This is a genomic window from Stenotrophomonas sp. YJH_SMC_122 (genome assembly GCF_059369535.1).
In genome coordinates this window covers 174,188-197,307 of record NZ_JCAFST010000005.1, presented here as the reverse complement: position 1 = coordinate 197,307, position 23,120 = coordinate 174,188, and the positions used below count along the sequence as shown (strand labels likewise).

At 66.9% G+C, this 23,120-nt stretch carries 17 protein-coding genes; 14 read left to right on the top strand and 3 right to left on the bottom strand.

Annotated elements, in window-relative coordinates:
* Positions 1–12 precede the first annotated feature (12 nt).
* The 4 genes from AC5P66_RS09255 to AC5P66_RS09240 all read left to right on the top strand — a co-directional run bounded on the left by AC5P66_RS09255 (position 13) and on the right by AC5P66_RS09240 (position 4,246).
* Positions 13–1,071 carry an ABC transporter substrate-binding protein gene (locus AC5P66_RS09255; RefSeq protein WP_049410922.1) on the top strand — a complete coding sequence of 353 codons (1,059 nt, stop codon included), beginning with the start codon at positions 13–15 and terminating at the stop codon, positions 1,069–1,071.
* 13 nt (positions 1,072–1,084) lie between these two features.
* Positions 1,085–1,918 (top strand): ABC transporter ATP-binding protein, encoded by an 834-nt coding sequence (locus tag AC5P66_RS09250; protein ID WP_014647218.1) that lies wholly within the window; start codon positions 1,085–1,087, stop codon positions 1,916–1,918.
* Positions 1,902–2,678 carry an ABC transporter permease gene (locus AC5P66_RS09245; RefSeq protein ID WP_005409726.1) on the top strand — a complete coding sequence of 259 codons (777 nt, stop codon included), beginning with the start codon at positions 1,902–1,904 and terminating at the stop codon, positions 2,676–2,678. The genes AC5P66_RS09250 and AC5P66_RS09245 overlap by 17 nt, the downstream gene beginning before the upstream one ends.
* 134 nt (positions 2,679–2,812) lie before the next feature.
* Positions 2,813–4,246, top strand: coding sequence for a porin (locus AC5P66_RS09240; protein ID WP_049411153.1), 1,434 nt, complete (start codon positions 2,813–2,815; stop codon positions 4,244–4,246).
* A 24-nt stretch (positions 4,247–4,270) separates the two neighbouring features.
* Here AC5P66_RS09240 and AC5P66_RS09235 read toward each other — a convergent pair whose 3' ends face one another.
* Positions 4,271–5,518: an arsenic transporter gene (locus AC5P66_RS09235; protein ID WP_049411155.1), complete on the bottom strand. Its 1,248-nt coding sequence runs from the start codon at positions 5,516–5,518 to the stop codon at positions 4,271–4,273.
* Between the two features lie 295 nt (positions 5,519–5,813).
* Here AC5P66_RS09235 and AC5P66_RS09230 point away from each other — a divergent pair, with 295 nt between their 5' ends.
* On the top strand, positions 5,814–6,995 hold the full coding sequence (locus tag AC5P66_RS09230; protein WP_049411158.1) for a serine hydrolase domain-containing protein: 1,182 nt from the start codon (positions 5,814–5,816) through the stop codon (positions 6,993–6,995).
* Between the two features lie 106 nt (positions 6,996–7,101).
* Positions 7,102–7,314, top strand: a complete 213-nt coding sequence (locus AC5P66_RS09225; RefSeq protein WP_049411161.1) for a hypothetical protein — start codon at positions 7,102–7,104, stop codon at positions 7,312–7,314.
* A 96-nt stretch (positions 7,315–7,410) separates the two neighbouring features.
* Here AC5P66_RS09225 and AC5P66_RS09220 read toward each other — a convergent pair whose 3' ends face one another.
* Entirely contained in the window at positions 7,411–7,971 is a 561-nt protein-coding gene (locus AC5P66_RS09220; RefSeq protein ID WP_049411164.1) for a fasciclin domain-containing protein, read from the bottom strand.
* A gap of 422 nt (positions 7,972–8,393) precedes the next feature.
* Here AC5P66_RS09220 and AC5P66_RS09215 point away from each other — a divergent pair, with 422 nt between their 5' ends.
* The 8 genes from AC5P66_RS09215 to AC5P66_RS09180 all read left to right on the top strand — a co-directional run bounded on the left by AC5P66_RS09215 (position 8,394) and on the right by AC5P66_RS09180 (position 22,032).
* Positions 8,394–11,522 carry a TonB-dependent receptor gene (locus AC5P66_RS09215; RefSeq protein ID WP_262223250.1) on the top strand — a complete coding sequence of 1,043 codons (3,129 nt, stop codon included), beginning with the start codon at positions 8,394–8,396 and terminating at the stop codon, positions 11,520–11,522.
* A gap of 130 nt (positions 11,523–11,652) precedes the next feature.
* A complete protein-coding gene (locus AC5P66_RS09210; protein ID WP_262223251.1) occupies positions 11,653–12,411 on the top strand; it encodes a SapC family protein in 759 nt (252 codons plus the stop codon).
* A 3-nt stretch (positions 12,412–12,414) separates the two neighbouring features.
* The gene (locus tag AC5P66_RS09205) at positions 12,415–13,437 is read left to right on the top strand and encodes a cupin-like domain-containing protein (protein WP_111191330.1); all 1,023 of its coding nucleotides are present in this window, start codon (positions 12,415–12,417) and stop codon (positions 13,435–13,437) included.
* 14 nt (positions 13,438–13,451) lie between these two features.
* Positions 13,452–14,981: a tryptophan halogenase family protein gene (locus AC5P66_RS09200; RefSeq protein ID WP_495216256.1), complete on the top strand. Its 1,530-nt coding sequence runs from the start codon at positions 13,452–13,454 to the stop codon at positions 14,979–14,981.
* A gap of 165 nt (positions 14,982–15,146) precedes the next feature.
* A complete protein-coding gene (gene xylB / locus AC5P66_RS09195; RefSeq protein ID WP_495216242.1) occupies positions 15,147–16,640 on the top strand; it encodes a xylulokinase in 1,494 nt (497 codons plus the stop codon).
* A 43-nt stretch (positions 16,641–16,683) separates the two neighbouring features.
* Complete coding sequence (gene xylA, locus AC5P66_RS09190) at positions 16,684–18,018, top strand: xylose isomerase (protein ID WP_099495891.1); 1,335 nt, start codon at positions 16,684–16,686, stop codon at positions 18,016–18,018.
* 49 nt (positions 18,019–18,067) lie between these two features.
* Positions 18,068–19,477 carry a sugar porter family MFS transporter gene (locus AC5P66_RS09185; protein WP_495216241.1) on the top strand — a complete coding sequence of 470 codons (1,410 nt, stop codon included), beginning with the start codon at positions 18,068–18,070 and terminating at the stop codon, positions 19,475–19,477.
* Entirely contained in the window at positions 19,474–22,032 is a 2,559-nt protein-coding gene (locus tag AC5P66_RS09180; protein WP_134709765.1) for a glycoside hydrolase family 3 protein, read from the top strand. Before AC5P66_RS09185 ends, AC5P66_RS09180 begins: the two co-directional genes overlap by 4 nt.
* Before the next feature lie 8 nt (positions 22,033–22,040).
* Here the strand turns inward: AC5P66_RS09180 and AC5P66_RS09175 are convergent, their stop codons facing one another.
* A complete protein-coding gene (locus AC5P66_RS09175) occupies positions 22,041–23,099 on the bottom strand; it encodes a LacI family DNA-binding transcriptional regulator (protein WP_049411181.1) in 1,059 nt (352 codons plus the stop codon).
* Positions 23,100–23,120: the final 21 nt, after the last annotated feature.

Here is a 23,120-nt window from a genome sequence, read left to right as displayed (position 1 = left end):
CTGGGAGGGATGATGTACAAGCAGTTCTTCTTGGCCGCGCTGTGCGCGGCCGGTCTGGCCGCGGCCGGATGCAGCAACAGCGGGCGCACCGAAGGCGCATCCGCCGGCGGTGGCGACAATGCCCCGGTACGCATCAGCGTCGGCTCCTACAACCTCAACAACCTGCCGTTCTTCATCGCCGACGCCAAGGGGTACTTCAAGGACGTCGGCCTGCAGGTGAAGACCGAGAACTTCGCCCAGGGCGGCTCCAAGGTGCTGCAGGCGCTGGTGGCCAATTCCACCGACGTGGCCGTCGGCTTCTACGACCACACCATCCAGATGCAGGCCAAGGGCAAGGACGTGGTGGCCTTCGTACTGCTCTCGCGCAACTCCGGCCTGGTGATGGCCGGCCGCGAGGATGCCACCTTCGATCCGGCGCGCCCGGAGACCATCAAGGGCCAGAAGGTCGGGATCACCGCGCCGGGCTCCTCGTCCGACTTCTTCGTCCGTCACTTCCTCGCCCAGCACGATATTCCGGCCGACAGCATCTCGTTGATCGGCGTCGGCTCGGGCGCCGCAGCGGTGGCCGCGCTGGAGCAGGGCAAGATCGACCTGCTGGTCAACTATGATCCTGCCGCCACCCTGATCACCGAGCGCAAGGTCGGCAGGATCATCCTCGACGCGCGCAGCGACGACGGCGCCCGCCAGGTCTATGGCGGCCTGTACCCGACCTCGGTGATGTACGCCAACCAGAGCTTCCTTGACAAGCGACCCGAAGCGGCCGAGAAGATCGCCCGCGCCGAGCAGATGGCCTTGAAGTTCATCGCCGACAACAGTGCTGAAGACATCGTGGCGGCGCTGCCGGACAGCTACGTGTCTGGCGACCGCGCCACCTATGCACGCGCAGTGGAGAACGCCCGCGCGATCTTCACCCGGGATGGTCACTTCACGCCTGCCGATCTGGAAACACCGCTGAAGGTGCTGCGTGAGTTCAACACGGATGTCGCCAAGGCCGATATCGATCTGTCCCGGACCTATACCAATGCCTTCGTCGAGCGTGCCAACGCTGCGGCGCCGGCTGCCCAACCGTAAGCGGAGGTAAACCATGGCCCTCAATGCCACCGTGCGCCAGTTCAATGGCGCACCGCAGCTGGAGCCTGCACAGACCATGGTCGCCATCAACAAGGTGACCATGTCCTTCGGCGAATTCACCGCCGTACGCGATGTCGACATCCAGGTGGGTGACGGCGAGTTCCTTGCCATCGTCGGACCCACCGGCTGCGGCAAGAGCACCATCCTCAATTCCGTGGCGGGCCTGCTGAAGCCGTCGTCGGGCCAGGTCAGCATCGACGGCCGCGCCGTCAGCGGCGTGCAGGAGTCGGTCGGCTACCTGTTCCAGCAGGACGCGCTGCTGCCGTGGAAGACCGCGTACCAGAATGTTGAACTCGGCCTGCGCTTCCGCGGTGTGCCCGAGGCCGAACGCAAGGCCAAGGCCAACGCGTGGCTGGCCAAGGTCGGTCTGGCCGGCTTCGAGCATCGCTACCCGCACCAGCTGTCCGGTGGCCAGCGCAAGCGCGTGCAGATGGCCCAGGCATTGATCGTCGAGCCGAAGGTGATCCTGATGGATGAGCCGTTCTCGGCGCTGGACATCCATACCCGCCACCTGATGCAGAACGAGCTGCTGCGGTTGTGGCAGGAAGACCGGCGCTCGGTGATCCTGATCACCCACGATCTGGAAGAAGCGATCGCCCTGGGCGACCGCGTGGTGGTGCTGTCCTCCGGCCCGGCCAGCCGCGTGGTGCGCAGTTTCGATGTGGATCTGGAACGTCCGCGCAACGTGGCCGAGATCAAGCTGGATGACCGTTTCACCGACCTGTACCGCGACATCTGGGCCTGCCTGCGCGGCGAAGTGGAGAAGAGCTATGCACGCCAAGACTGACAAGTTCATCCAACTGGCCCTGGTCGTGGCCGTGTTCGGCGGCTGGGAAGGCGGTATCGCGCTGGGCGTGATCGATCCGTTCTTCTTTCCCTCGCCAACGGCGATCGTGCAGCAGGCCTGGACCTGGCTGTCCGATACGTCGTTCTACCAGCACGTCTACATCACGCTGACCGAAACCGCGCTGGGCTACATCATCGGCACCGGCCTGGGTGTGGCCGGCGGCGTCTGGCTCGGCCTGAGCCGCCGCTCGGCACGCATCCTCGATCCCTTCATCAAGGGCTTCAACGCGATCCCGCGCGTGGTGCTGGCGCCGATTTTCGTGTTGTGGCTGGGGCTGGGCCTGTGGTCGAAGGTGGCGCTGGCGGTCACCCTGGTGTTCTTCACCACGTTCTTCAATGCCATGCAGGGCGTACGCGAGGTGAATCCGGTGGTGCTGGCCAATGCCCGCATCCTGGGCGCAAGCCGCAGTGACCTGCTGCGCCATGTCTACTTCCCGGCAGCGGCGAGCTGGATCCTGTCTTCGCTGCGTACTTCGGTCGGCTTTGCCGTGGTTGGTGCGATCATCGGCGAATACCTCGGCGCCTCGGCGGGCCTGGGCTACCTGATCGCGCAGGCAGAAGGCAACTTCAACGCTGTGGGTGTGTTCGCCGGCATCATCATCCTGGCCGCCTTCGTGCTGGTCATCGACGCGCTGCTGGACGTGGTCGAGAACAAGCTGATCACCTGGCGTCCCAACGCCCAGGCCCAGGCCACCAGCTGACCGGGCCGGGCTGAGCCCGCCTGCCGCGCCGCCGGGCCGATCCGGCGGCGCGCGCTTCCTCCCCCGATCTTCCCCCGCACCACCGCAACAGGCCAGCGCCGGGCCAGGGGGCCGGCTGGCCGGAGAGAGAGTCCATGAACCATTCCACCGTGCTGCCACCGGCAGCGCTGTCGGTCGCGCTCGGCCTGCTGTTGGCCAGTGGCCATGCTGGCGCCCAGGCTGTTTCGTCCCCTCCCGCACCACTGAGCCAGGCCGAACTCTCACGCCTGGTGCAGGAGCAGGCGCTGCAGATCCAGCAGTTGGAGGCGCGCCTGCGTGCCGTGGAGGGCGGGCACAGCACCGCCGGTGCGGCGGCCGCAACGCAGCCCCCCGCGCTGGACACCCGCGTCGCCGCACTGGAATCCAGCCAGGCCAAGGCGCCCAAGGTCACCTGGTCCAAGGGCGCACCGGAGTTCAGCAGTGCCGACGGCGCCGTGGCGTTCCGTCCGCGCGGACGTCTGTTCGTCGACGCATCCAGCACCGATGGATCCTCAGTGAGTGACCGCAACATCTCCGGTACCGAGATCCGCTCGGTGCGGCTGGGCGCCGAAGGCCGCTACGGCATCCTCGGCTGGGCAGTGGAAGGTGACTTCGCGGACAACGCGGTGGCGTGGAAGTCGGTCTACGCCACCGTGGACCACCGCCTGTTCGGGCTGCCGGCCGACCTGACCGTGGGCAACCGCCTCAACGACCGGGGTATCGATGGCTCCAGCAGCACTTCCAACACGCCTTTCCAGGACCGAAACGTGGTCGGCACGCTGATGCTGCCGCAGCGCGGCCTGTTCGGTGTCGGCCTGACCGAGCGCGTGTACGGCAAGGACTGGCATGCCAGCCTGTCGGTGGCCGGCAACGATCTCAACAACGCCGGCACCGACAACGACAGCCAGACCTGGGCCACGCGCGTGCACTGGAACCCGGTGGCCAACGACGCGGTCACGGTGCACCTGGGGGCCTGGGCCTTCCACGAGGAGATCGCCGCAGGCGCCAGCGGCGTCGTCCGCAGTTCGGCCATCGCCGGGCACTTCAATGACCTGGTAAAGATCGCGCCGGGCACACTGCCGGGCGCCGAGCGCAGCACGGCCTATGGCGCGGAACTGGCAGGCATCTTCGGGCCGGCCTGGGCGACCGGCGAATGGGGTACGCGCAACCTGCGCGGGGCCGACGCCGGCGGGCACTACGATCTGGACCACGAGGCCTGGGCGATTTCGGCTGGCTGGTTCCTGGCCGGTGCAAGGCCGGCCTATTCGGGCAAGGCCGGCACCTGGGGCCGGGTCAAGGTGGCCGATCCTGTCACCCGCGGCGGCGCCGGGGCATGGGAACTGAAAGGGCGCTACGAGGACGTCGACTATGCCGAGCTGCCCAGTGGCGGTACCGGCCACGCGTGGACGCTGGGTGCGAACTGGTATCTCAACGACTTCAGCCGCGTGATGTTCGAGGCGATCCGTTGGCAGACCCGCAACCGCAGCGGCACCGGCCAGGGCAGGGATGAAGGCACCACCTTCAACACCCGCCTGCAGGTGGCCTTCTAGCAGCGCATGCCGCTCGCGCGCCGATCAGAGCAGCAGCAGTGCTCCGATCAACGCCGGCGGCATCACCAGCGCGCCGACACGCAGGAAGTCGAGCGCGCTGACATGCTCGCCCTCGCGGCGCAGCGCTACCAGCCACAGCATCGTGGCCAGCGAACCGGTGACCGACAGGTTGGGCCCCAGATCCACGCCGACCAGCAATGCGGCACGGGTCTGCGCCGGCAGGTCGGCCATCTGCCCCAGCGAACCGGCGGCCAGGCCGACCGGCAGATTGTTGGCCACATTGCTCAGCAGCGCAGCCGCGCCACCGGCCAGCCAGCTGGCCTGGCGGGGAGATGCCTGCGCCACGGCCTGCAGCGCGCTGGCCGCGGTCTGGATGACACCGGTCTGCGCCACCGCTTCCACCAGCACGAACAGTCCCGCCACCAGCGGCAGCACACCCCAGGACACGTGGCGCAGCAGTGGCAGCGGGCTGCGCCGCTGGCGGATCGCCACCACCGCCACACTCAGCGTGCCCGCGCAGAACGTGGTCAGGCCCAATGGCCCGTTCAAGGCGGACGTGACCAGCAACACGGTGCCGGTGAACAGCACGCCCAGTGCGCTCAGTCGGCCGCCGTCGGTCAACGGGCGATGCGCCGGCGCGGCCACCAGCGGCTGGGCGATCTCGCGCCGGTGCACCCAGCGCAGGACCAGATAGGTGGCGCCGATCGCCGCCGCCGACGGCAGCGCGAACTGCGCCAGCCACTGCAGCAGCGGCGGCATGTGCTGGCCGTACACCACCAAGTTGGCCGGATTGGAAATGGGCAGCACGAAGCTGGCCGCATTGGCGATGAAGGCACAGACGAACAGGTAGGGCAGGGGATTGGCGCGCGCCGCCTTGCAGGCGGCGTAGACCGCCGGCGTCAGTACTACGGCCGTTGCATCGTTGGACAGGAACACCGTCACCAGCGTGCCGACCAGGAACACCAGGTCGAACAGGCGTCGCCCCGATCCGCCCGCATGCCGCACCGCGTACAACGCCAGCCAATCGAACAGGCCTTCGCGCCGCGCCAGTTCGGCCAGCACCATCATGCCGACCAGGAACAGGTAGACGTCGCGGCCTTCGGCCACTGCGCCCCATGCGGTATGCAGCGACACCGCGCCCAGCAACGGCAACAGGGCGGCAGCGCCCAACGCCCACATATATTCGGGGATGCGCAAAGGACGGAACAGCAGGCCGATGGTGGCAACGGCGACCGCTGCCCAGATCACGAGGGGGGCTTGGGGGGCGAGCATGGAGTGGGGCTTCAGCGGCACCTGCAGCGACCCCGGCGCAGGAGGGCCTGGCGCGCGCGATCAGCGGATGGGCGGCCGCTGCAATCATCGCAGGTTCCGGGTCGCCGCATCATACCGTGCGGCGCGGCATGGCGACCGCTGCGGACGACCGCGTTGCAGGTGGGCCGGGGGCGGCGCCCAGCCCACGTTCAGCACTCAAGCGCGCCATGACTTCAGGCACTGCAGTGTGACTACACATGTAGTCACACTGCACGCACACTCATTGGACGAGATTGCGATGCCAAGATCCTGCTGGTTGTCCTGCGCCCTGGCCCTGGTGTTCGGCATCGCCGGGCCCAGCCAAGCGGCGACGCGCGCCGAAGCCCTCGCCGCGATCGAGCGCAACGCGCGCGCCGCGCATTCCGATGCGGTCCTGGTGATGCACGACCGGGAGACGCTGCTTGAGCTGAAGCCCGCCGTCGGGCAGGAATCCGTTCACCTGATGTCGGCCACCAAGTCGGTCGTCGCGCTGGCCATTGCATTGCTGCTGGACGAAGGAAAGCTGGCTTCGATCGATACGCCGGTCAGCCGGATCTATCCCGAATGGAAGCAGGGCAGGAAGAGCGCCATTACCGTGCGCATGCTGCTGGACCATACCTCGGGCCTGCAGAACGTGGCGAACGCGGGCGAAGAGCTGGAAGGGGCCCCGGACCTGATCAAGCTGGCACTGGCTGCCGAGCTGAGCGATGAGCCGGGTAACGTGTTCTCCTACAACAACAAGGCTACCAACCTGCTGCCCGGCATTGTCGAGCGCCTGGCAGGCGAGCCTGTGGATGCGTACCTGGACGCGCGGCTGTTCAAGCCACTGGGCATCGCCCACTACACCTGGATGAAGGATGAAGCAGGCACTCCGCTGGGCATGGCCGGGCTGTCCCTGCGCGCGATCGATCTTGCCGCCATCGGGCAACTGTTGCTGGACGGTGGCGTGGCGCCGGATGGCAAACGACTCCTGAGTGAGCAGTCGGTCGCGTTGATGACGACCGAAAGCGCCCGTGCGCCAGAGGTTGGGCTGCTGTGGTGGCGGATACCGGCCTGGGAACGGTACCAGCTCAAGCCCCGGCTACGGGATCTGCTGGTGGAAAGGGGCGTGGACGACGACGTACAGCGCGCACTGCAGGCCAGCGCAGGGCGTGCATTCGAGAGCCGCAGCGCACTGGTCGCCTTCCTCGCCAATCAGCTGGGCGCGGACTGGTCCCAGCGCTACGCCAGCCAGATCTCCGCGCGCGGCCTGAAGCTCGCCGATCTCTACGACATCACACGGGGACCGGTCGTCGGCTTTGCCGCCAACGGCTACCTGGGCCAATACCTGATGATCGTCCCGGAACAGCGGGTGGTCGCCGTGCGTCTGGTCCACCGGCGCGACACCCACAGCGCTCCACAGGACGACTATCCCTCCTTCTTCGCCGATGTCCTGCAGTTGGCGCGGACACTGCCATAGGCCCTGTTGTCATCATGTCCACGCGCTCTGAACATCCTCCTGGAGCGTTCTTCACTGTCGTGGCGCCTAAAGTGGGATGACATCTTGGCCGCACACTTACTGAAGCATGTTTGATTATCAGGACTGGACCTTCCACGCCAATGGCCGAACGGTAGTGGCGCGGGTAGCGCTGGACGGCGACGGTGGCGGCACCATCAACCGCTACCAGCTGGTGCCGGGGCCGGCGCAGTCGGGGCTGTGCATCAAGGTTGCCTCCCAGGACGAGGCTGCGCAGAAACTGGAGGCCGAAGTGACCAAGTTGCTGGGACCGGAGTGGTAGCCACTACGCCATGCCGGGCGGGGATCCGCATGGTGACGGCGGGATGACCGGCCGGGGCAACGGGCATCGCGCCGGATGCCCGTTGCATGAGGCCGCCTACTTGGGCATCAGCACGGTGTCGACCACGTGGATGACGCCGTTGGACTGGCTGACATCTGCAACGCTGATACCTGCCTTTCCACCCTTTGCGTCGATGACCCAGAGCTTGCCATCGCGAAGCGCCACGGTAAGAGGCTCACCCTGCACGGTCTTCAGGGTGGCCTTGCCGCTGTGCTTGCGGGCATCGGCCAGAAGCTGGGCGGAACTGTAGTTGCCCGGGACGACGTGGTAGGTCAGGATCCGGGTCAGCTGCGCCTTGTTCTCAGGCTTCACCAGTGTATCGACAGTGCCTGCAGGCAGCTTTTCGAAGGCCGCATTGGTGGGCGCGAAAACAGTAAAGGGCCCGGCGCCGTTGAGGGTGTCGACCAGGCCGGCGGCTTTGACCGCTGCGACCAGAGTGGTGTGGTCCTTGGAATTGACTGCGTTCTCGACGATGGTCCTGGTGGGATACATTTCTGCCCCGCCCACGATGACGGTGTTGGCGGCGAGGACAGTGGGCACGGACGAAACGAGTACGGCGAAGCCGACTGCGGCGGCGATGCGCTGAAGAGCGTTCACGGTGCGTTCCTTTCTGGATGACCCGCAAGCGCGGGCATCTTTCCTACGGCGGGCGAGCGTGACCGGATGCAGCAATGGCCGAGTCAGCAGCTGTTTCGCGCGCTGCCGATTTTGCTGCGCTGCATGGTGACAACGGCGAACCTCGGTGATTACTCTCCGCTGCAACGCGATGGTAGCGCTACCAGTTGGACGGGGATCCAAGGTCCAGGGGCTGCCTTCTTTGCCGCGTGTTTGTCCTGGCAGGCTTGAAAAGCAAGTGTAAGTCGCGGCGTGCCCGAGCACCCGTGCTGTTCGGTTTGGAATGCGGGCCACGCCCGTGCGTGCCCCTGGGAGGGGGCGGTACATCCATTCGATCGTATGTCAGAGGGGACTTTCATGAGCACTTGCAGTTTCCGCGGCACCCTGGCCCCGAGGGCCGGTTCATGAGCCGCGCGTTGGCGAAGTTCCGGTCCCGGGCCATGTTCACCTTCGTGGGTGGTGCCCTGGTCATCAATCCCGCCTTTGCGCAGGACGCCGCACCGGCGACCGGGCAGCAGCCGCAGAGCCAGTCGCAACCCACCCAGCTTGATGCAGTGCAGGTCACGGGCATACGCAACAGCCTGAGCCAGGCCATGGACATCAAGCGCGACTCGGCGGGCGTGGTCGACGCGATCAGTGCCGAGGACATCGGCAAGTTCCCCGATACCAATCTTGCCGAGTCGTTGCAGCGCATCACCGGCATTTCCATCGAGCGCCGTGACGGCGAGGGTGCGCAGGTGACCGCGCGTGGCTTCGGCCCCCAGTTCAACATGGTCACGCTCAACGGTCGGCAGATGCCGGGCGCCGACGCGTTCGGTGCCTCTGGACAGGTCGCCATCGGCGGTGTCGACGGCGGCACCCGCGCCTTCAATTTCGCGCAGCTGGCCGCCGAGGCCATCAATGGTATCGAGGTCTACAAGACCAGCCAGGCACAGGTGCCCAGCGGCGGCATCGGCGCGACGATCAACATCCTGACCTCGCGCCCGCTCGATCACGCCGGCATCGTGGCCAACGCCGGCGCGAAGCTGGTGTCCGACCAGAGCCAGCCGTTCGACAATGACCTGACCCCGGAGCTGTCAGGCATCTTCAGTTACAGCAATCCGGAAAAGACCTTCGGCGTCAGCCTCAGCGCAAGCCAGCAGAAGCGCAAGGGTGGCTCGGTGCAGGCCACGGAGAACTACTGGAACGTGCAGCCGTGGACAGGGTCGATGCCGGGCAATCCGACCGTGGTCAATGCCCCGGCCGTCGGCCAGCTTTACGCGCGGCCCAACGACCTGCGCTACGCGTTCTCCGAATTCGAGCGCGAGCGCGTCAACGGCCAGGCCGTGCTGCAGTTCGCACCGACGGACAGCCTGACCCTGACCGTGGATTACACCTACTCGACCAACGAGATCACCGAGAATCGCGGCGAGCAGGGCATGTGGTTGCAGAACAGCAACTACACCAACGTCGAGTTCGACACCAGTGGCGCCGTCGCGACGCCGGTGTACATCCGTGAAATCGCCGGCACCAAGGATTTCGGCCTGGAACAGCAGCGCAGCATGCAGGAATACAAGCTGGGTTCGCTGGGCTTCAATGCCGTCTGGAATGTCAGCGACCGCTTCAAGCTCAGCTTCGATGCGCACAACTCGAAGAACGAGAGCCGCCCGAACGACCCGCTCACCGGCGGTGGTTCGATCTTCATGAGCATCGCCGGCACCAACAACTGTACCCGTGGCCCGCATTGTGGCGGCTCCTGGGTGCAGGAGCTGAACTTCAACAATGGCCTCCCGGTCGGCACCCAGGTCTGGTATCCCAGCACGGCCGATGCGATCGCCGGGACCAATGGCGTGGTCAACCCGGGCTTCCAGGAGGGCGAGGTCGGCACGCAGGTGCTGCGCGTCAACGCGCAGACCCAGATCAGCGAGATCAAGCAGGCGCGCGTCGATGGCGAATGGAACTTCGACCACGGCCGCTTCCAGTTCGGCGTGGACACCAACAAGTCCACCACCCACCGCATCCAGGCGGCCGAGGCCTATTCGACCCTGGGCGACTGGGGCGTGGCCAACGTGGACCGGGATACCGCCGCGGGCCTGATGGACCTGCTGCAGCCGGTCAACATCGTCGGCCTGTTCGACGACTACAGCGCGAACAGCTGGCCGGCCTGGCGCGGCAATGCGGGGCAGCTGGCGCAATGGGCATCGCGCGAGTACGGCGTCGGGCTGGGCGTGAACCCGCAACGTGCGGCCGACAACTTCGTCGAGGAAAAGACCAAGGCGGCGTACTTCCAGGTGGAACTGGATGGCGAACTGGGCGGCCTGCGCACCAACACCCGCCTGGGCGTGCGCTATGAGACCACCGATGTGGTGTCGACCTCGGTCATTGCCGTGCCCGAATCGATCGAGTGGCAGGCCAACAATGATTTCCGCATCGTGCTGTCCGATGAGCAGCAGCCCTTCACGGAGAAGGCGCGGTACAGCTACATCCTGCCCAACCTTGATTTCAGCATCGATCTCACCGAGGAGCTGAAGGGCCGCGTTTCGTTCGGCAAGAGCATCGCCCGCGCGCCGTACGGCAATCTCTATGCAGGACCCGGGGCCCAGCAGCCGTTCGGCTCGGTGCTGATCGATCCCTCGTCGCGCGCCAGCGGCAACTCGCAGAACCCGAGCCTGAAGCCGCTGGAATCGGACAACCTCGACCTGGGGCTGGAGTGGTACTTCGCCGACGCCAGCTATGTGTCATTGACCTACTGGAACAAGTCGGTCAGCAACTTCATCGGCAATACCGTCGTCCAGGAAAGCCTGTACGGCCTCACCGACCCGACCTCCGGGCCGGATGCGCGGGCGGCGTTGGATTTCCTGACCAGCGGCGCCTGCGTCGCCCAGGTCGGGCCGGCCAATGCCGCTGCCTGCTCGGCCAACGACACCTCGCTGTTCACCGCACTGGCGTTGCTGCGCAACAATCCCGCCGGGCTGGGCGCCTACAACGGCACCGATGCGCAGGTGCTGGCCACTGAAGCGGCCTACGATCTGTATGGGCAGCCCAACGACCCGTTGTACCAGTTCAACGTCAATCGCCCGATCAACCAGAACAAATCCAAGCTGCATGGCTGGGAGCTGGGCGGCCAGTACTTCTTCGGTGACACTGGCTTCGGCGTGCTGGCCAACTACACCGTCGTCAAAGGCGATGTCGGCTACAACAATGGCGGCGATCCGGGCGTCGACCAGTTCTCGCTCACTGGCCTGAGCGACACTGCCAACGCTATGCTGATGTACGAGAAGTACGGGTGGTCGGTGCGCCTGGCATGGAACTGGCGCGACCAGTACCTGATCCTGGCCAACCAGGGCTCCAGCCGCAATCCGTACTATGTGGAGCCGTACGAGCAGTGGGATCTCAGCGTCAACTACGCGCTGGATGACCACTGGTCCTTCAGCCTGGAGGCGATCAACCTGACCGGCGAGGATGTGCGGTGGCGCTCGCGCACCTCGCAGATGATCGTCAAGCTGGCAGACCAGAGCCCGCGCTACATGCTGGGCGTACGCTACAAGTTCTGAGCCTGGTTGCCGATGCGTCCGGCACGGCACCGCTGCCCGCCAGCGGTGCCGCGCCGGGACGGTGTCGCCGCACCTGTCGCGCCTGCGCTACTCTGCCGGCCAGCCACCCCGCACTGGACTGGATACCCTGATGGCCCGCTATGAAATGCTCAACAACATCGCGCATCGGGACCTGAAGGTCGCCACCGGATTCGGGCCGCAGTTCGGCGATGCGGTGGGCATGGTGCCGGCCTATCCCAGCGAGTTCGCCGAACTGCAGCGTGAGTATCCGATCTTCCTGCGCAGGGAAGCCGGGACGGGAGCGTGGCAGTCCGTGGCCCTGCTGGGTTTCGAACAACACGAGAACCTGTTCCTGCTGGACGGGCGCTGGAATGCCTCCTACCTGCCTGGCGCGGCCGCAAAAGGGCCGTTCCTGATCGGCTTCCAGGAGCACTACGTGGACGGCCTGCTCACCCAGGACGCGGTGATGCACGTCGACCTGGACCATCCGCGTGTCACCTCCGGCGGCGGGGAGCCGGTGTTCCTGCCGCAGGGTGGAAACACGCCTTACCTGGACCACATCGCAGGGGTACTGCGCGGCATCCACGAGGGCAGCGCGTACGCGGTCGCAATGTTCGCGATGCTCGACGACAGCGGCCTGATCCAGCCGGTCACGCTCGACGTGCAGGTCGCGCCGCATCACCGGGTGAGTGTGAGCGGACTGCATGGCATCGACCGGGAGCGCCTGGCGACGCTGGACAGCGCACGCCTGGCTGAACTGAACCGCGCCGGCTACCTGGAAGGCGCGTACCTGATGCTTGCGTCGTTGCACAACATGCGCCGCCTGATTGCCGAGAAGCAGCGCCGCCTTCGCGTGCAGGACGGCACCGCGCAGGCGGTCAGGAACTGACCGGTGCACGCTCGCCTGCCGATGCGGATCCTGGAAGGCATCGATCCTGCCGCCTTGCCATTGGCCGACCTGGTGGAGGCCGGTGAGCCGGTTGTACTGCGCGGCATCGCCAGCGGTTGGCCGCTGGTCCAGGCCGGACTGGGCGGGGTGCAGGACGCAATGGCGTACCTGTGCAGCGTCGATGCGGGTGCGCCCATCCAGTACTCGTTCGGCGGCCCCGAGATCGGGGGGCGCCCGTTCTACAGCGCGGACTTCACCCGGTTGAATTTCGAAGTGCGGCGCGGCGTGCTGGCCCAGGTGCTGGAAGAGATCGCCATGACGCTGCATGTACCGCAACCGCCAACTTACTACGTGGCCTCGCTGCCGATCGCGCGGGCACTGCTGCCGGCATTCGCGCAGGCCAACGACGCCGGTCTGGCGAAGCAGGGCATCGACGCCACCGCCAGCATCTGGATCGGCAACCGGGTGACGGCCTCGTGCCATTTCGACACACCCGACAATCTCGCCTGCTGCGCGGTGGGGCGGCGTGAGTTCACCCTGTTCCCGCCCGCCCAGATCGACAACCTCTATCCGGGCCCGCTCGATCCCACGCCGGGCGGACAGGTGGTCAGCGTGGTGGACTTCGAGCGCCCCGACTTCGATCGGCATCCACGTTTCCGCGAGGCGCTGGCGCATGCACGCAGCGCGGTACTTGGACCCGGCGATGCGATCTTCATTCCCAGCATGTGGTGGCACCATGTACGCAGCCTGGAGCCGTTCAACGTGCTGGTGAACTACTGGTGGCGAAACTCGCCGGCATGGCTGGGATCCGCGCTGGCGGCGCTGCACCACGCGATGTGGGCCGTGCGTGACCTGCCGGCGCGCGAAAAGCAGGCCTGGGAAGGACTCTTCCGCTACTACGCATTCGGCCCTGGCGAGCGCGCGGCGCAGCACCTGCCTGACCCCGCGCGCGGGGACCTGGCACCGTTCGACGAGCAGCGCGCCCGCCGCATGCGCGCGATGCTGCTGGGCAGGCTCAACCGTTGAGAGAGGGCACCGCGTTGGATACCCAGAGCGCGCCTGCAGGGCGCATCCGCAAGGTGGTCATTGCCGGTGGCGGTACAGCGGGATGGCTGGCCGGCTGCGCGCTGGCGCACCAGTTCCGTGACCAGCTGCAGATCACGCTGGTCGAGTCCGAGCAGATCGGCACGGTCGGCGTCGGTGAGTCCACCGTGCCGCCGATCCGCACCTTCCATCGCTTCCTGCAGATTGATGAGCAGGAGTTCCTGCGCGCGGTGGCCGGCACCTTCAAGCTGTCGATCTCGTTCGAGAACTGGCGCCTGCCGGGCGATCGCTTCTTCCATCCGTTCGGCACCATCGGCCACGGCACCTGGGCGGCCCCCTTCCATCACTTCTGGCTGGACAGCCTGCGCCGCGGCATGCCCTCCGACCTGGGCGACTTCTGCCTGGAGAGCATCGCCTCGCGTGGCGACCGCTTCTCGCTGCACACCCAGCCGCAGGCCAGCTATGCGTATCACTTCGATGCCGGGCTGTATGCGCGGTTCCTGCGCCGCAGGGCCGAGGCCCACGGCCTGCGGCGGATCGAAGGCCGGATCGCTCAGGTCAGGCAGCACGCGCACGACGGCTCGGTGCAGGCGCTGGTGCTGGACGACGGCCAGGTGATCGAGGGCGATCTGTTCATCGACTGCACCGGCTTCCGCGGCCTGCTGATCGAGCAGGCGCTGGGCACCGGCTACGAGGACTGGCACGAATGGCTGCCGTGCGACCGTGCCGTGGCGGTGCAGACCGAGGCGGTGGCACCGCCGGTGCCCTATACCCGGGCGATCGCCCACGAGGCGGGGTGGCGCTGGCACATCGCGCTGCAGCACCGTGTCGGCTGTGGGCTGGTGTATGACAGCCGCCATCTGTCCGATGACGAGGCCGCCGCGAAACTGCTGCGCGATGCCGGGGCTCCACCCCTGCGCGATCCATGGAAGGTGCCGTTCCGCAGTGGACGCCGGCTGAAGGCGTGGAACAGGAACGTGGTGTCGCTCGGGCTGGCCAGCGGTTTCATCGAACCGCTGGAGTCGACCAGCATCCATCTGACGATCAGCGCAGTGGTGCGCCTGATCCAGTTGTTCCCGTTCGACGGCATCAGTGCGTCGCTGGTGCAGCTGTACAACGATGTCAGCCGGCAGGAAATGGAGCACGTGCGCGACTTCATCATCCTGCACTACCACGCCACGCAGCGCAGCGAACCGATGTGGAAGGCCTGTCGCGAGATGCGCGTGCCGGAATCGCTGCAGCAGCGGCTGCAGGCGTGGCGCGAGCGTGCACATGCGTGGCAGGACCCCGGCGAGCTGTTCCGTGTCGAATCCTGGACCAGCGTGCTGCTCGGGCAGGGCATCGCGCCCGGTCCTGCCCACCCGCTGGCGCGGGCCGTGAGTGATGTCGATCTGCGCACCTTGTTGAAGGGCATCCAAGGGCCTGTGCAGCAGGCCGCCGCGCAGATGCCGGCGCAGGCGGAGTTCATCGCGCAGTACTGCACGTCCGGCGTGGACGTATGGCGTTCGACGACGGCGAGCACGTAGCAGGGTTTTGCGTTGCAGCACGCTTTTTCCGCTGCAGCTGGTTACAGTGCGGCAACACCGCGGGCGATGACGCGCGCGGTGGCAACGAGGGGGCCGGACACCACGCCCCCTTTTTGAGTCCACGGAATGTTAGCGCTACCTTTTTGTTGATCGGAGGCGGTTTCGATGGGTCTGGTTGCAGGGATCGATGCAGGGACGCAGAGCCTGAAGGTGCTGGTCTATGACCCGCGGAAGCAGGCGGTGGTGGCCTCGGCCAGCGCGCCGCTCGCGCTGGACAGCGGTGCCGATGGCAGCCGTGAACAGGCGCCGGCCGACTGGGTGTCGGCCCTGCGCGACTGCTTTGCCCGGATCGATCCCTCGCTGCGCGCACGCATCGTCGCGCTGGCGGTATCGGGCCAGCAGCATGGGTTCGTGCCGGTCGATGATGCTGGCGAGGTACTGGCGCCGGCCAAGCTGTGGTGCGACACCAGCACCTCGGCCGAATGCATCCAGATCATGGACGCCGTGGGTGGGTTCCAACAGACCATCGCGCTGGCGGGCAACCCGATCCTGGCCGGCTACACGGCCTCCAAGCTGCCCTGGACCCGAACCCACCGTGCCGACGCCTATGCGCGGCTGGCGACCATCCTGCTGCCACACGACTACCTGAATTTCGTGTTGACCGGGCAGCGGTTCTGCGAACTTGGCGATGCGTCCGGCACCGGCTGGCTGGACGTGCGCACACGCACATGGTCGCAGGAACTGCTGCGCGCAACCGATCCTGATCGTGATCTTGCTGCCTGCCTGCCGCCGATCGCTGCGCCCGATGCCCTGTTCGATATCGCGCCGAAGGCAGCCGCCGAGTTCGGGCTGCCGGCGGCCGTGAAGATTGCCGTGGGTGGCGGCGACAACATGATGGCGGCAATCGGCACCGGCTGCGTCACGGAAGGGCGGCTGGCGATGAGCCTGGGAACCTCCGGAACGCTGTTTGCCTATTCCGGCTCGCCAGTGATCGATCCGGACGGCGCGTGGGCGGCGTTCTGCTCGTCCACGGGGGGCTGGCTGCCGCTGATCTGCACCATGAACTGCACCGTGGCCACCGAACGCGTGGCCACCGCCTTCGGTTTCAGCAGCCGCGACGGTGACGCGCATCTTCGCGCAACGCCGCCGGGGGCAGGGGGCCTGGTGATGCTGCCGTTCCTCAATGGCGAACGTACCCCTGACCTGCCGCTGGGCAAGGGCGTGCTGGCTGGCCTGGACATTGCCAATTTCACCCCGGCGCATGTGTACCGCGCCGCCATGGAGGGCGCGACCTACAGCCTGAAGTACGGCTACGACGCCTTCGTCCGCGCGGGCATGCAGTTCGATCGCATCGTGCTCACCGGCGGTGGCAGCAACAGCGCTGCCTGGCGTCAGCTGTTGGCTGATGTGTTCGGCCTGCCGGTGGACGTCCCGGTGCAGGCCGAAGGTGCGGCGTTTGGTGCGGCACTGCAGGCGCTGTGGGCGCTCGCCCGGGCGCAGGGAGACGCCACCTCGATCAGCGACATCACCGCGCGCCACGTCACCGTCGATCCCGCGCTGTCCGCACGGCCGGATCCGGCCCGCAGCGATGCCTATGCACGGGCCTACGCACGCTTCCTCAGTCATCTCGATGCCATCACGCCGCTGCAGCGCGGCTGATGACTCCTCCACGACACCCCGTACCACGACAGGAGCACGCACCATGAGCACGCAGCCCTTCATCGGCGCCAAGGAATACTTCCCCGGCGTCGGCCGCATTCCGTTCGAGGGCAAGGGCTCGGACAATCCGCTTGCCTTCAAGGTCTACGATGCCAACCGGGTCATCGGTGGCAAGACCATGCAGGAGCATCTGCGCTTCGCCGTGTGCTACTGGCACACCTTCTGCAATGCCGGGCACGATCCGTTCGGCCCGGGCACCCGCCAGTTCCCGTGGGAGGCCGCCTCGCCACTGGCCACGGCCGAAGCAAAGGTGGACGCGGCGTTCGAGTTCTTCACCAAGCTGGGCGTGCCGTACTGGTGCTTCCACGATATCGACCTGGCGCCGGATGCCGACGACATCGGCCAGTACCAGAAGAACCTCTCGCATATGGTGGGCCTGGCCAAGGCGCGCCAGGAGGCCACCGGCGTCAAGCTGCTGTGGGGCACGGCCAACCTGTTCTCGCACCCGCGCTACATGAACGGCGCATCGACCAATCCCGACTTCGCGGTGGTCGCGCGTGCAGCCGTGCAGGTCAAGGCCGCCCTCGAGGCCACGGTCGAACTCGGTGGCGAGCACTACGTGTTCTGGGGCGGGCGCGAAGGCTATGCGTCGCTGGCCAATACCCAGATGAAGCGGGAGATCGAGCATTTCGCGCGCTTCCTGACCATGGCACGCGACTATGGCCGCAGCATCGGGCTGAAGGGCAACTTCCTGATCGAGCCCAAGCCGATGGAGCCGATGAAGCACCAGTACGACTTCGACAGTGCCACGGTGGTGGGCTTCCTGAAGGAACACGGGCTGGACAAGGACTTCAAGCTCAACATCGAGGCCAACCACGCCACGCTGTCCGGCCATACCTTCGAGCACGACCTGCAGGTCGCGTCCGATCATGGCCTGCTCGGTAGCATCGATGCCAACCGCGGCAACGCGCAGAACGGCTGGGACACCGACCAGTTCCCCAGCGATCTGTACGACACCGTGGGCGCAATGCTGGTCGTGCTGCGCCAGGGCGGGCTGGAGGGCGGGTTGAACTTTGATGCGAAGGTGCGCCGTGAGTCGACCGACCTGGAGGATCTGTTCATTGCCCATATCGGCGGCATGGATGCGTTCGCACGCGGGCTGGAGGTTGCCCATGCACTGCTGACCGAGTCGCCGTGGGAGCAATGGCGTGCGCAACGCTACGCAAGCTTCGATTCCGGCGCCGGACAGGATTTCGAGCGCGGCACGCTCAGCCTGCCGGACCTGGCGGGCCTGGCCGCCCGCCTCGGCGAACCGCGCCAAGCCAGCGGCAAGCAGGAGCGTTACGAAAACCTGCTCAACCAGTACCTGCTGCGCTGAGCGCAGCAGGCAGGCCAACGGCGGCAACGGTGCACTCAAGGGGAAGGGGATGAACCAGGCAGCAGGCAGCGGCGAGAACACCCGGCTGATCGTACTGATCAGCGTGGTAGCGACGATTGGCGGTTTTCTGTTCGGCTTCGACAGCGGCGTGATCAATGGCACCCAGGACGGCCTGCACCAGGCGTTCCGGTCCGGCGAATGGATGCAGGGGTTCGAGATCGCGTCGATGCTGCTGGGCTGTGCGGTGGGCGCGTTCAGTGCCGGCCGCCTGGCCGACCGCCTCGGCCGCCGCAACGTGCTGATCCTGTCGGCGGTGATGTTCCTGCTGTCGGCACTCGGTGCGGGGGCGGCGGTCTCGTCGGGCTGGTTCATTGCGGCGCGGGTGGTGGGCGGATTCGCGGTCGGCGCGGCGAGCGTGATCTCGCCGGCCTACATCGCCGAGGTCGCTCCGGCCCGCTATCGCGGCCGCCTGGCCACGGTGCAGCAGATCGCCATCATCACCGGGCTCACCGCTGCCTTCCTGTCCAACTACTTGCTGGCGGCCGCAGCGGGGGCGTCGACCGAGCCACTGTGGGGCGGGCAGGCCGCCTGGCGCTGGATGTTCTGGATGCAGGCCGCGCCATCGCTGCTGTTCCTGCTGCTGTTGCTGACCATTCCGGAGAGCCCGCGCTACCTGGTGGTGAAACGGCGCAAGGACGACGCCCTGCAGGTGCTGACCCGGCTGCTGGGCAGCGACAAGGCCAGGGCCACGCTCGAGGAGATCGATGCCTCGCTGTCCAACGAACACCATCGCCCGCGCCTGTCCGACCTGAGGAGCAGGGGGACCGGGCGGATCCGCCCGATTGTCTGGGTCGGCGTCGGGCTGGCCTGCTTCCAGCAGCTGGTCGGCATCAACGTGGTGTTCTATTACGGCGCCGTGTTGTGGCAGGCGGTCGGCTTTTCCGAAAACGACGCGCTGCTGATCAACGTGCTGTCCGGCGCGCTGAGCATCGGTGCCTGCGTGGTCACCGTGCTGCTGATTGACCGGATCGGCCGCAAACCCCTGCTGTGGTTCGGCTCGGCCGGGATGTCGCTGTCGCTTGCACTGGTGGTGGTGGCCTTTGCCAGTGGTTCGCTGGCCGACGGGCATCTGCAGCTGCCCGGCCGCATGGGCACGCTGGCGCTGGTGGCGGCCAACGCCTACGTCGTGTTCTTCAATCTGTCCTGGGGGCCGGTGATGTGGGTGATGCTGGGCGAGATGTTCCCGAACCAGATCCGCGGTTCGGCATTGGCGGTCGCTGGCGCAGCGCAATGGACCTCCAACTTCGTGGTCACGGTAACGTTCCCGATGCTGCTGGCCGCGGCAGGGCTGGCGGCGACCTACGGCATCTACCTGGTCGCTGCCGTGATCTCGGTGATCTTCGTCGTCCGGCATGTGCACGAGACCAAGGGCAAGGAACTGGAGCAGATGGAAGGATGAGCGCCATGACATCGCAGACCTTCGTAATCCGCAGCGGCGCGCTGGTCGCCGCACTGATGCTGGGATTGCTTGGCTGCCGCGGCCAGGACCGGGCTGCCGCCGCCGCAACCACCGACAAGGATCCCTGGCCGGAGGTCACCTGGCCGCTGGCTGCGGATCCGGCACTGGAGAAGCGCATCACCGACCTGATGGCGGGCATGACGGTGGAAGAGAAGGTCGGCCAGCTGGTGCAGGGCGACATCGCCAGCGTCACCCCCGATGATGTGCGCCGCTACCGGCTCGGCTCGATCCTGGCCGGAGGCAACTCCGATCCCGGCGGCCGCTATGACGCCTCGCCGGCCGAATGGCTGGCGCTGGCCGACGCCTTCTACGACGCCTCCATGGACACCTCGAAAGGCGGCAAGGCCATTCCGCTGCTGTTCGGCATCGATGCCGTGCACGGGCAGAGCAACATCATAGGCGCCACGTTGTTCCCGCACAATATCGGGCTGGGCGCCACGCGCAATCCGGAGCTGCTGCGGCAGATCGGTGGCATCACCGCGCTGGAGACCCGCGTTACCGGCATGGAATGGACGTTCGCGCCGACCGTTGCGGTACCCCAGGATGATCGCTGGGGACGCACCTACGAAGGCTACTCCGAATCGCCGGACGTGGTGGCCAGCTATGCCGCCGCCATGGTGGAGGGGTTGCAGGGCAGGGTGGGAACACCCGAGTTCCTCGATGGCCGCCATGTGATCGCCTCGGTGAAGCACTTCCTGGGCGATGGGGGCACCACCGACGGCAAGGACCAGGGTGACACCCGCATCAGCGAGTCAGACCTGGTGCGCATCCACGCCGCCGGATATCCGCCGGCAATCGCCGCCGGCGCGCAGACCGCGATGGCGTCGTTCAACAGCGTCAATGGCGAGAAGATGCATGGACACCGGCATTACCTCACCGATGTGCTCAAGGGCCGCATGAACTTCGGTGGCTTCGTGGTAGGTGACTGGAATGGTCATGGACAGGTCAAGGGCTGCACCACCACAGATTGCCCGGCCACCATCATCGCGGGCCTGGACATGGCGATGGCCTCGGACAGCTGGAAGGGTTTCTACGAGACGACGCTGGCTGCGGTGAAGGATGGGCGGATCACGCCGCAACGCCTGGACGATGCGGTGCGCCGGATCCTGCGGGTCAAGTTCCGCCTTGGGCTGTTCGAGGCCGGCAGGCCATCCACGCGGGCCGTCGGCGGGCAGTTCGCACTGATCGGCGCGCCGGCGCATCGCGCGGTCGCCCGGCAGGCCGTGCGCGAATCGCTGGTCCTGCTGAAGAACCAGAACGGCCTCCTGCCGCTGTCGCCGAAGCAGCGGATCCTCGTGGCCGGCGACGGCGCCGACGATGTCGGCAAGCAGGCCGGCGGCTGGACGCTCAACTGGCAGGGCACCGGCACCACCCGCAAGGACTTCCCCAATGCGGACACGATCTACGAGGGCATCGCGCGCCAGGCCAGGGCGGCCGGTGGTGAAGCCGTGCTTGCCGTCGACGGACGCTATGCAGTGAAGCCCGACGTGGCGGTGGTGGTGTTTGGCGAGGACCCCTATGCCGAGTTCCAGGGAGACCGGCCGACGCTGGCCTACAAGCCCGGCAACGAAACGGACCTGGCGCTGCTCAAGCGGCTCAAGGCCGAAGGCATACCGGTCGTTGCGGTTTTCCTGAGCGGACGGCCGCTCTGGGTGAACCGGGAAATCAATGCCGCCGATGCTTTCGTGGCTGCATGGCTGCCGGGCTCGGAAGGCGCCGGCATTGCCGATGTACTGCTGCGCGGAAGCGATGGCCGCGTGCAGCACGATTTCAAGGGCAAGCTCAGTTTCAGCTGGCCGCGCACCGCCACCCAGTACGCCAACAACGTCGGCCAGAAGGACTACGATCCGTTGTTTGCGTTCGGCTTCGGCCTGACCTACGCCGACAACGGCGACCTGGCCGCGCTGCCGGAGGCATCGGGCGTGACCGGCAACGAGGGCGCGACGGGCGTGTTCTTTGCGCGCGGTGATGCAGGCCCCGGCATGGCGCTGCGCCTTGAGCAGGCCGCAGGCCAGGGCCTGACCGTGACCCGCGTGCCGGACGCATTGCCCGGTGACCGGCTGAAGATCACCGGCGTGGATCATCTGGCGCAGGAGGATGGGCGACGCCTGGCCTGGTCGGGCAATGGCGAAGCCGCCGCGGCACTGCAGTCGCACACGGCGCTGGACCTGCGGCGTGAATCGAACGGCGATCTGATGCTGCTGACCACGCTGCGGGTGGACGCAGCCCCGAAGGGTGAGGCGTGGCTGTCGGTCGGTTGCGGCGTGGGCTGCTCGGCGCGCATCGCCATCGGGCCGGCGCTGGCGGCGCTACCACAGGGCCAGTGGAAGCGTGTCGGCGTGCCGCTGAAGTGCCTGGCCAAGGCGGGTGCAACGCTGGACGCGATCGACCGACCGTGGTCGGTGGTGACGGCCGACGCGATGACGATCTCCGTGTCACGCGTCGCCCTGGGTGCGCTGAACGAAGCCGAGGTCACCCTCGGATGCGGAGCATGAGGCCTGCGCTACCGCCCCCGGGGCGGCGCGGCGACCGAACCGCGTGCGATCAGCCGATGCGGCATCACATGATCGCGCAGCACCGTTGCGTCCCCCGCCGGACGGCGGATGGTGCGCAGCAGGATGTCGACGGCCGCGTTGGCCATCGAGGCGATGGGCTGGTGGATCGTGGTCAGTTCCGGCCACACGGTGGTGGCGGCCGAGGTGTCATCGAAACCCACCACCGACAGGTCGCGTGGCACTTCCAGCCCGCGCCGATGCGCGACGGAGATGGCCGCGGCGCCCATGTCGTCGTTGCTGGCGAAAATCGCGGTCGGTGGGCGGCGTTGGGACAACAGCTTTTCGGCGGCAGCCAGGCCGGACCGGTAGGTGTAGTCACCGTGTTGGACCAGGCCAGGCTCCACCGCAAGCCCGGCCTCGCGCAGGGCGGTGACGAAGCCGTCGTAACGGAGCGCACTTGCGCTCAGGTCATCGCGCCCACGGATGAAACCGATGCGGGTGTGTCCCTGCCGGAGCAGGTGATCGGTCATTTCCCTGCCCGCACTGAAATCGTCGATGCGGACGCAGGACAGGGCCTCGCTCAGGCGACCCGATGCGATGGCCACCACTGGAATGCCAGCCTTGACCAGTTCGCTTACGGCGGCCTGCGATTCGCAAAGGGGCGGCGGCAGGATCACCCCGTCGACGCGTCCGGCGAGCGCGCGCGCCGCCCTGCGTTCGGAGTCGGCATCCAGGTTGTCCCAGTAGTCGATGACCAGCTGGATGGCGGAACTGGAGGCGACGCGCAGCAGGCCCACCAGCAGTTCGCGCAGATAGGCGCCGCTGGGGTTGGTGTAGATCAGCGCAATGCGCGTGTGCTGTGCGGCGGCCAGCGAACTGGCAGCAAGATTGGGCGTATAGCCCAGCTCACGCACGGCGCGCAGCACGCGCTCGCGGGTGACGTCGCGCACCTTGCCCTGGTTGATCACCCGCGACACGGTCATCGGCGAAACGCCGGCAAGGGCCGCAACCTCGTCGATCGTCACGCCTGCGGTTCTGCGGCGAACCGACTTCTTCGGCTTGTCCAATGCACGATCCCTTTGTTCTTG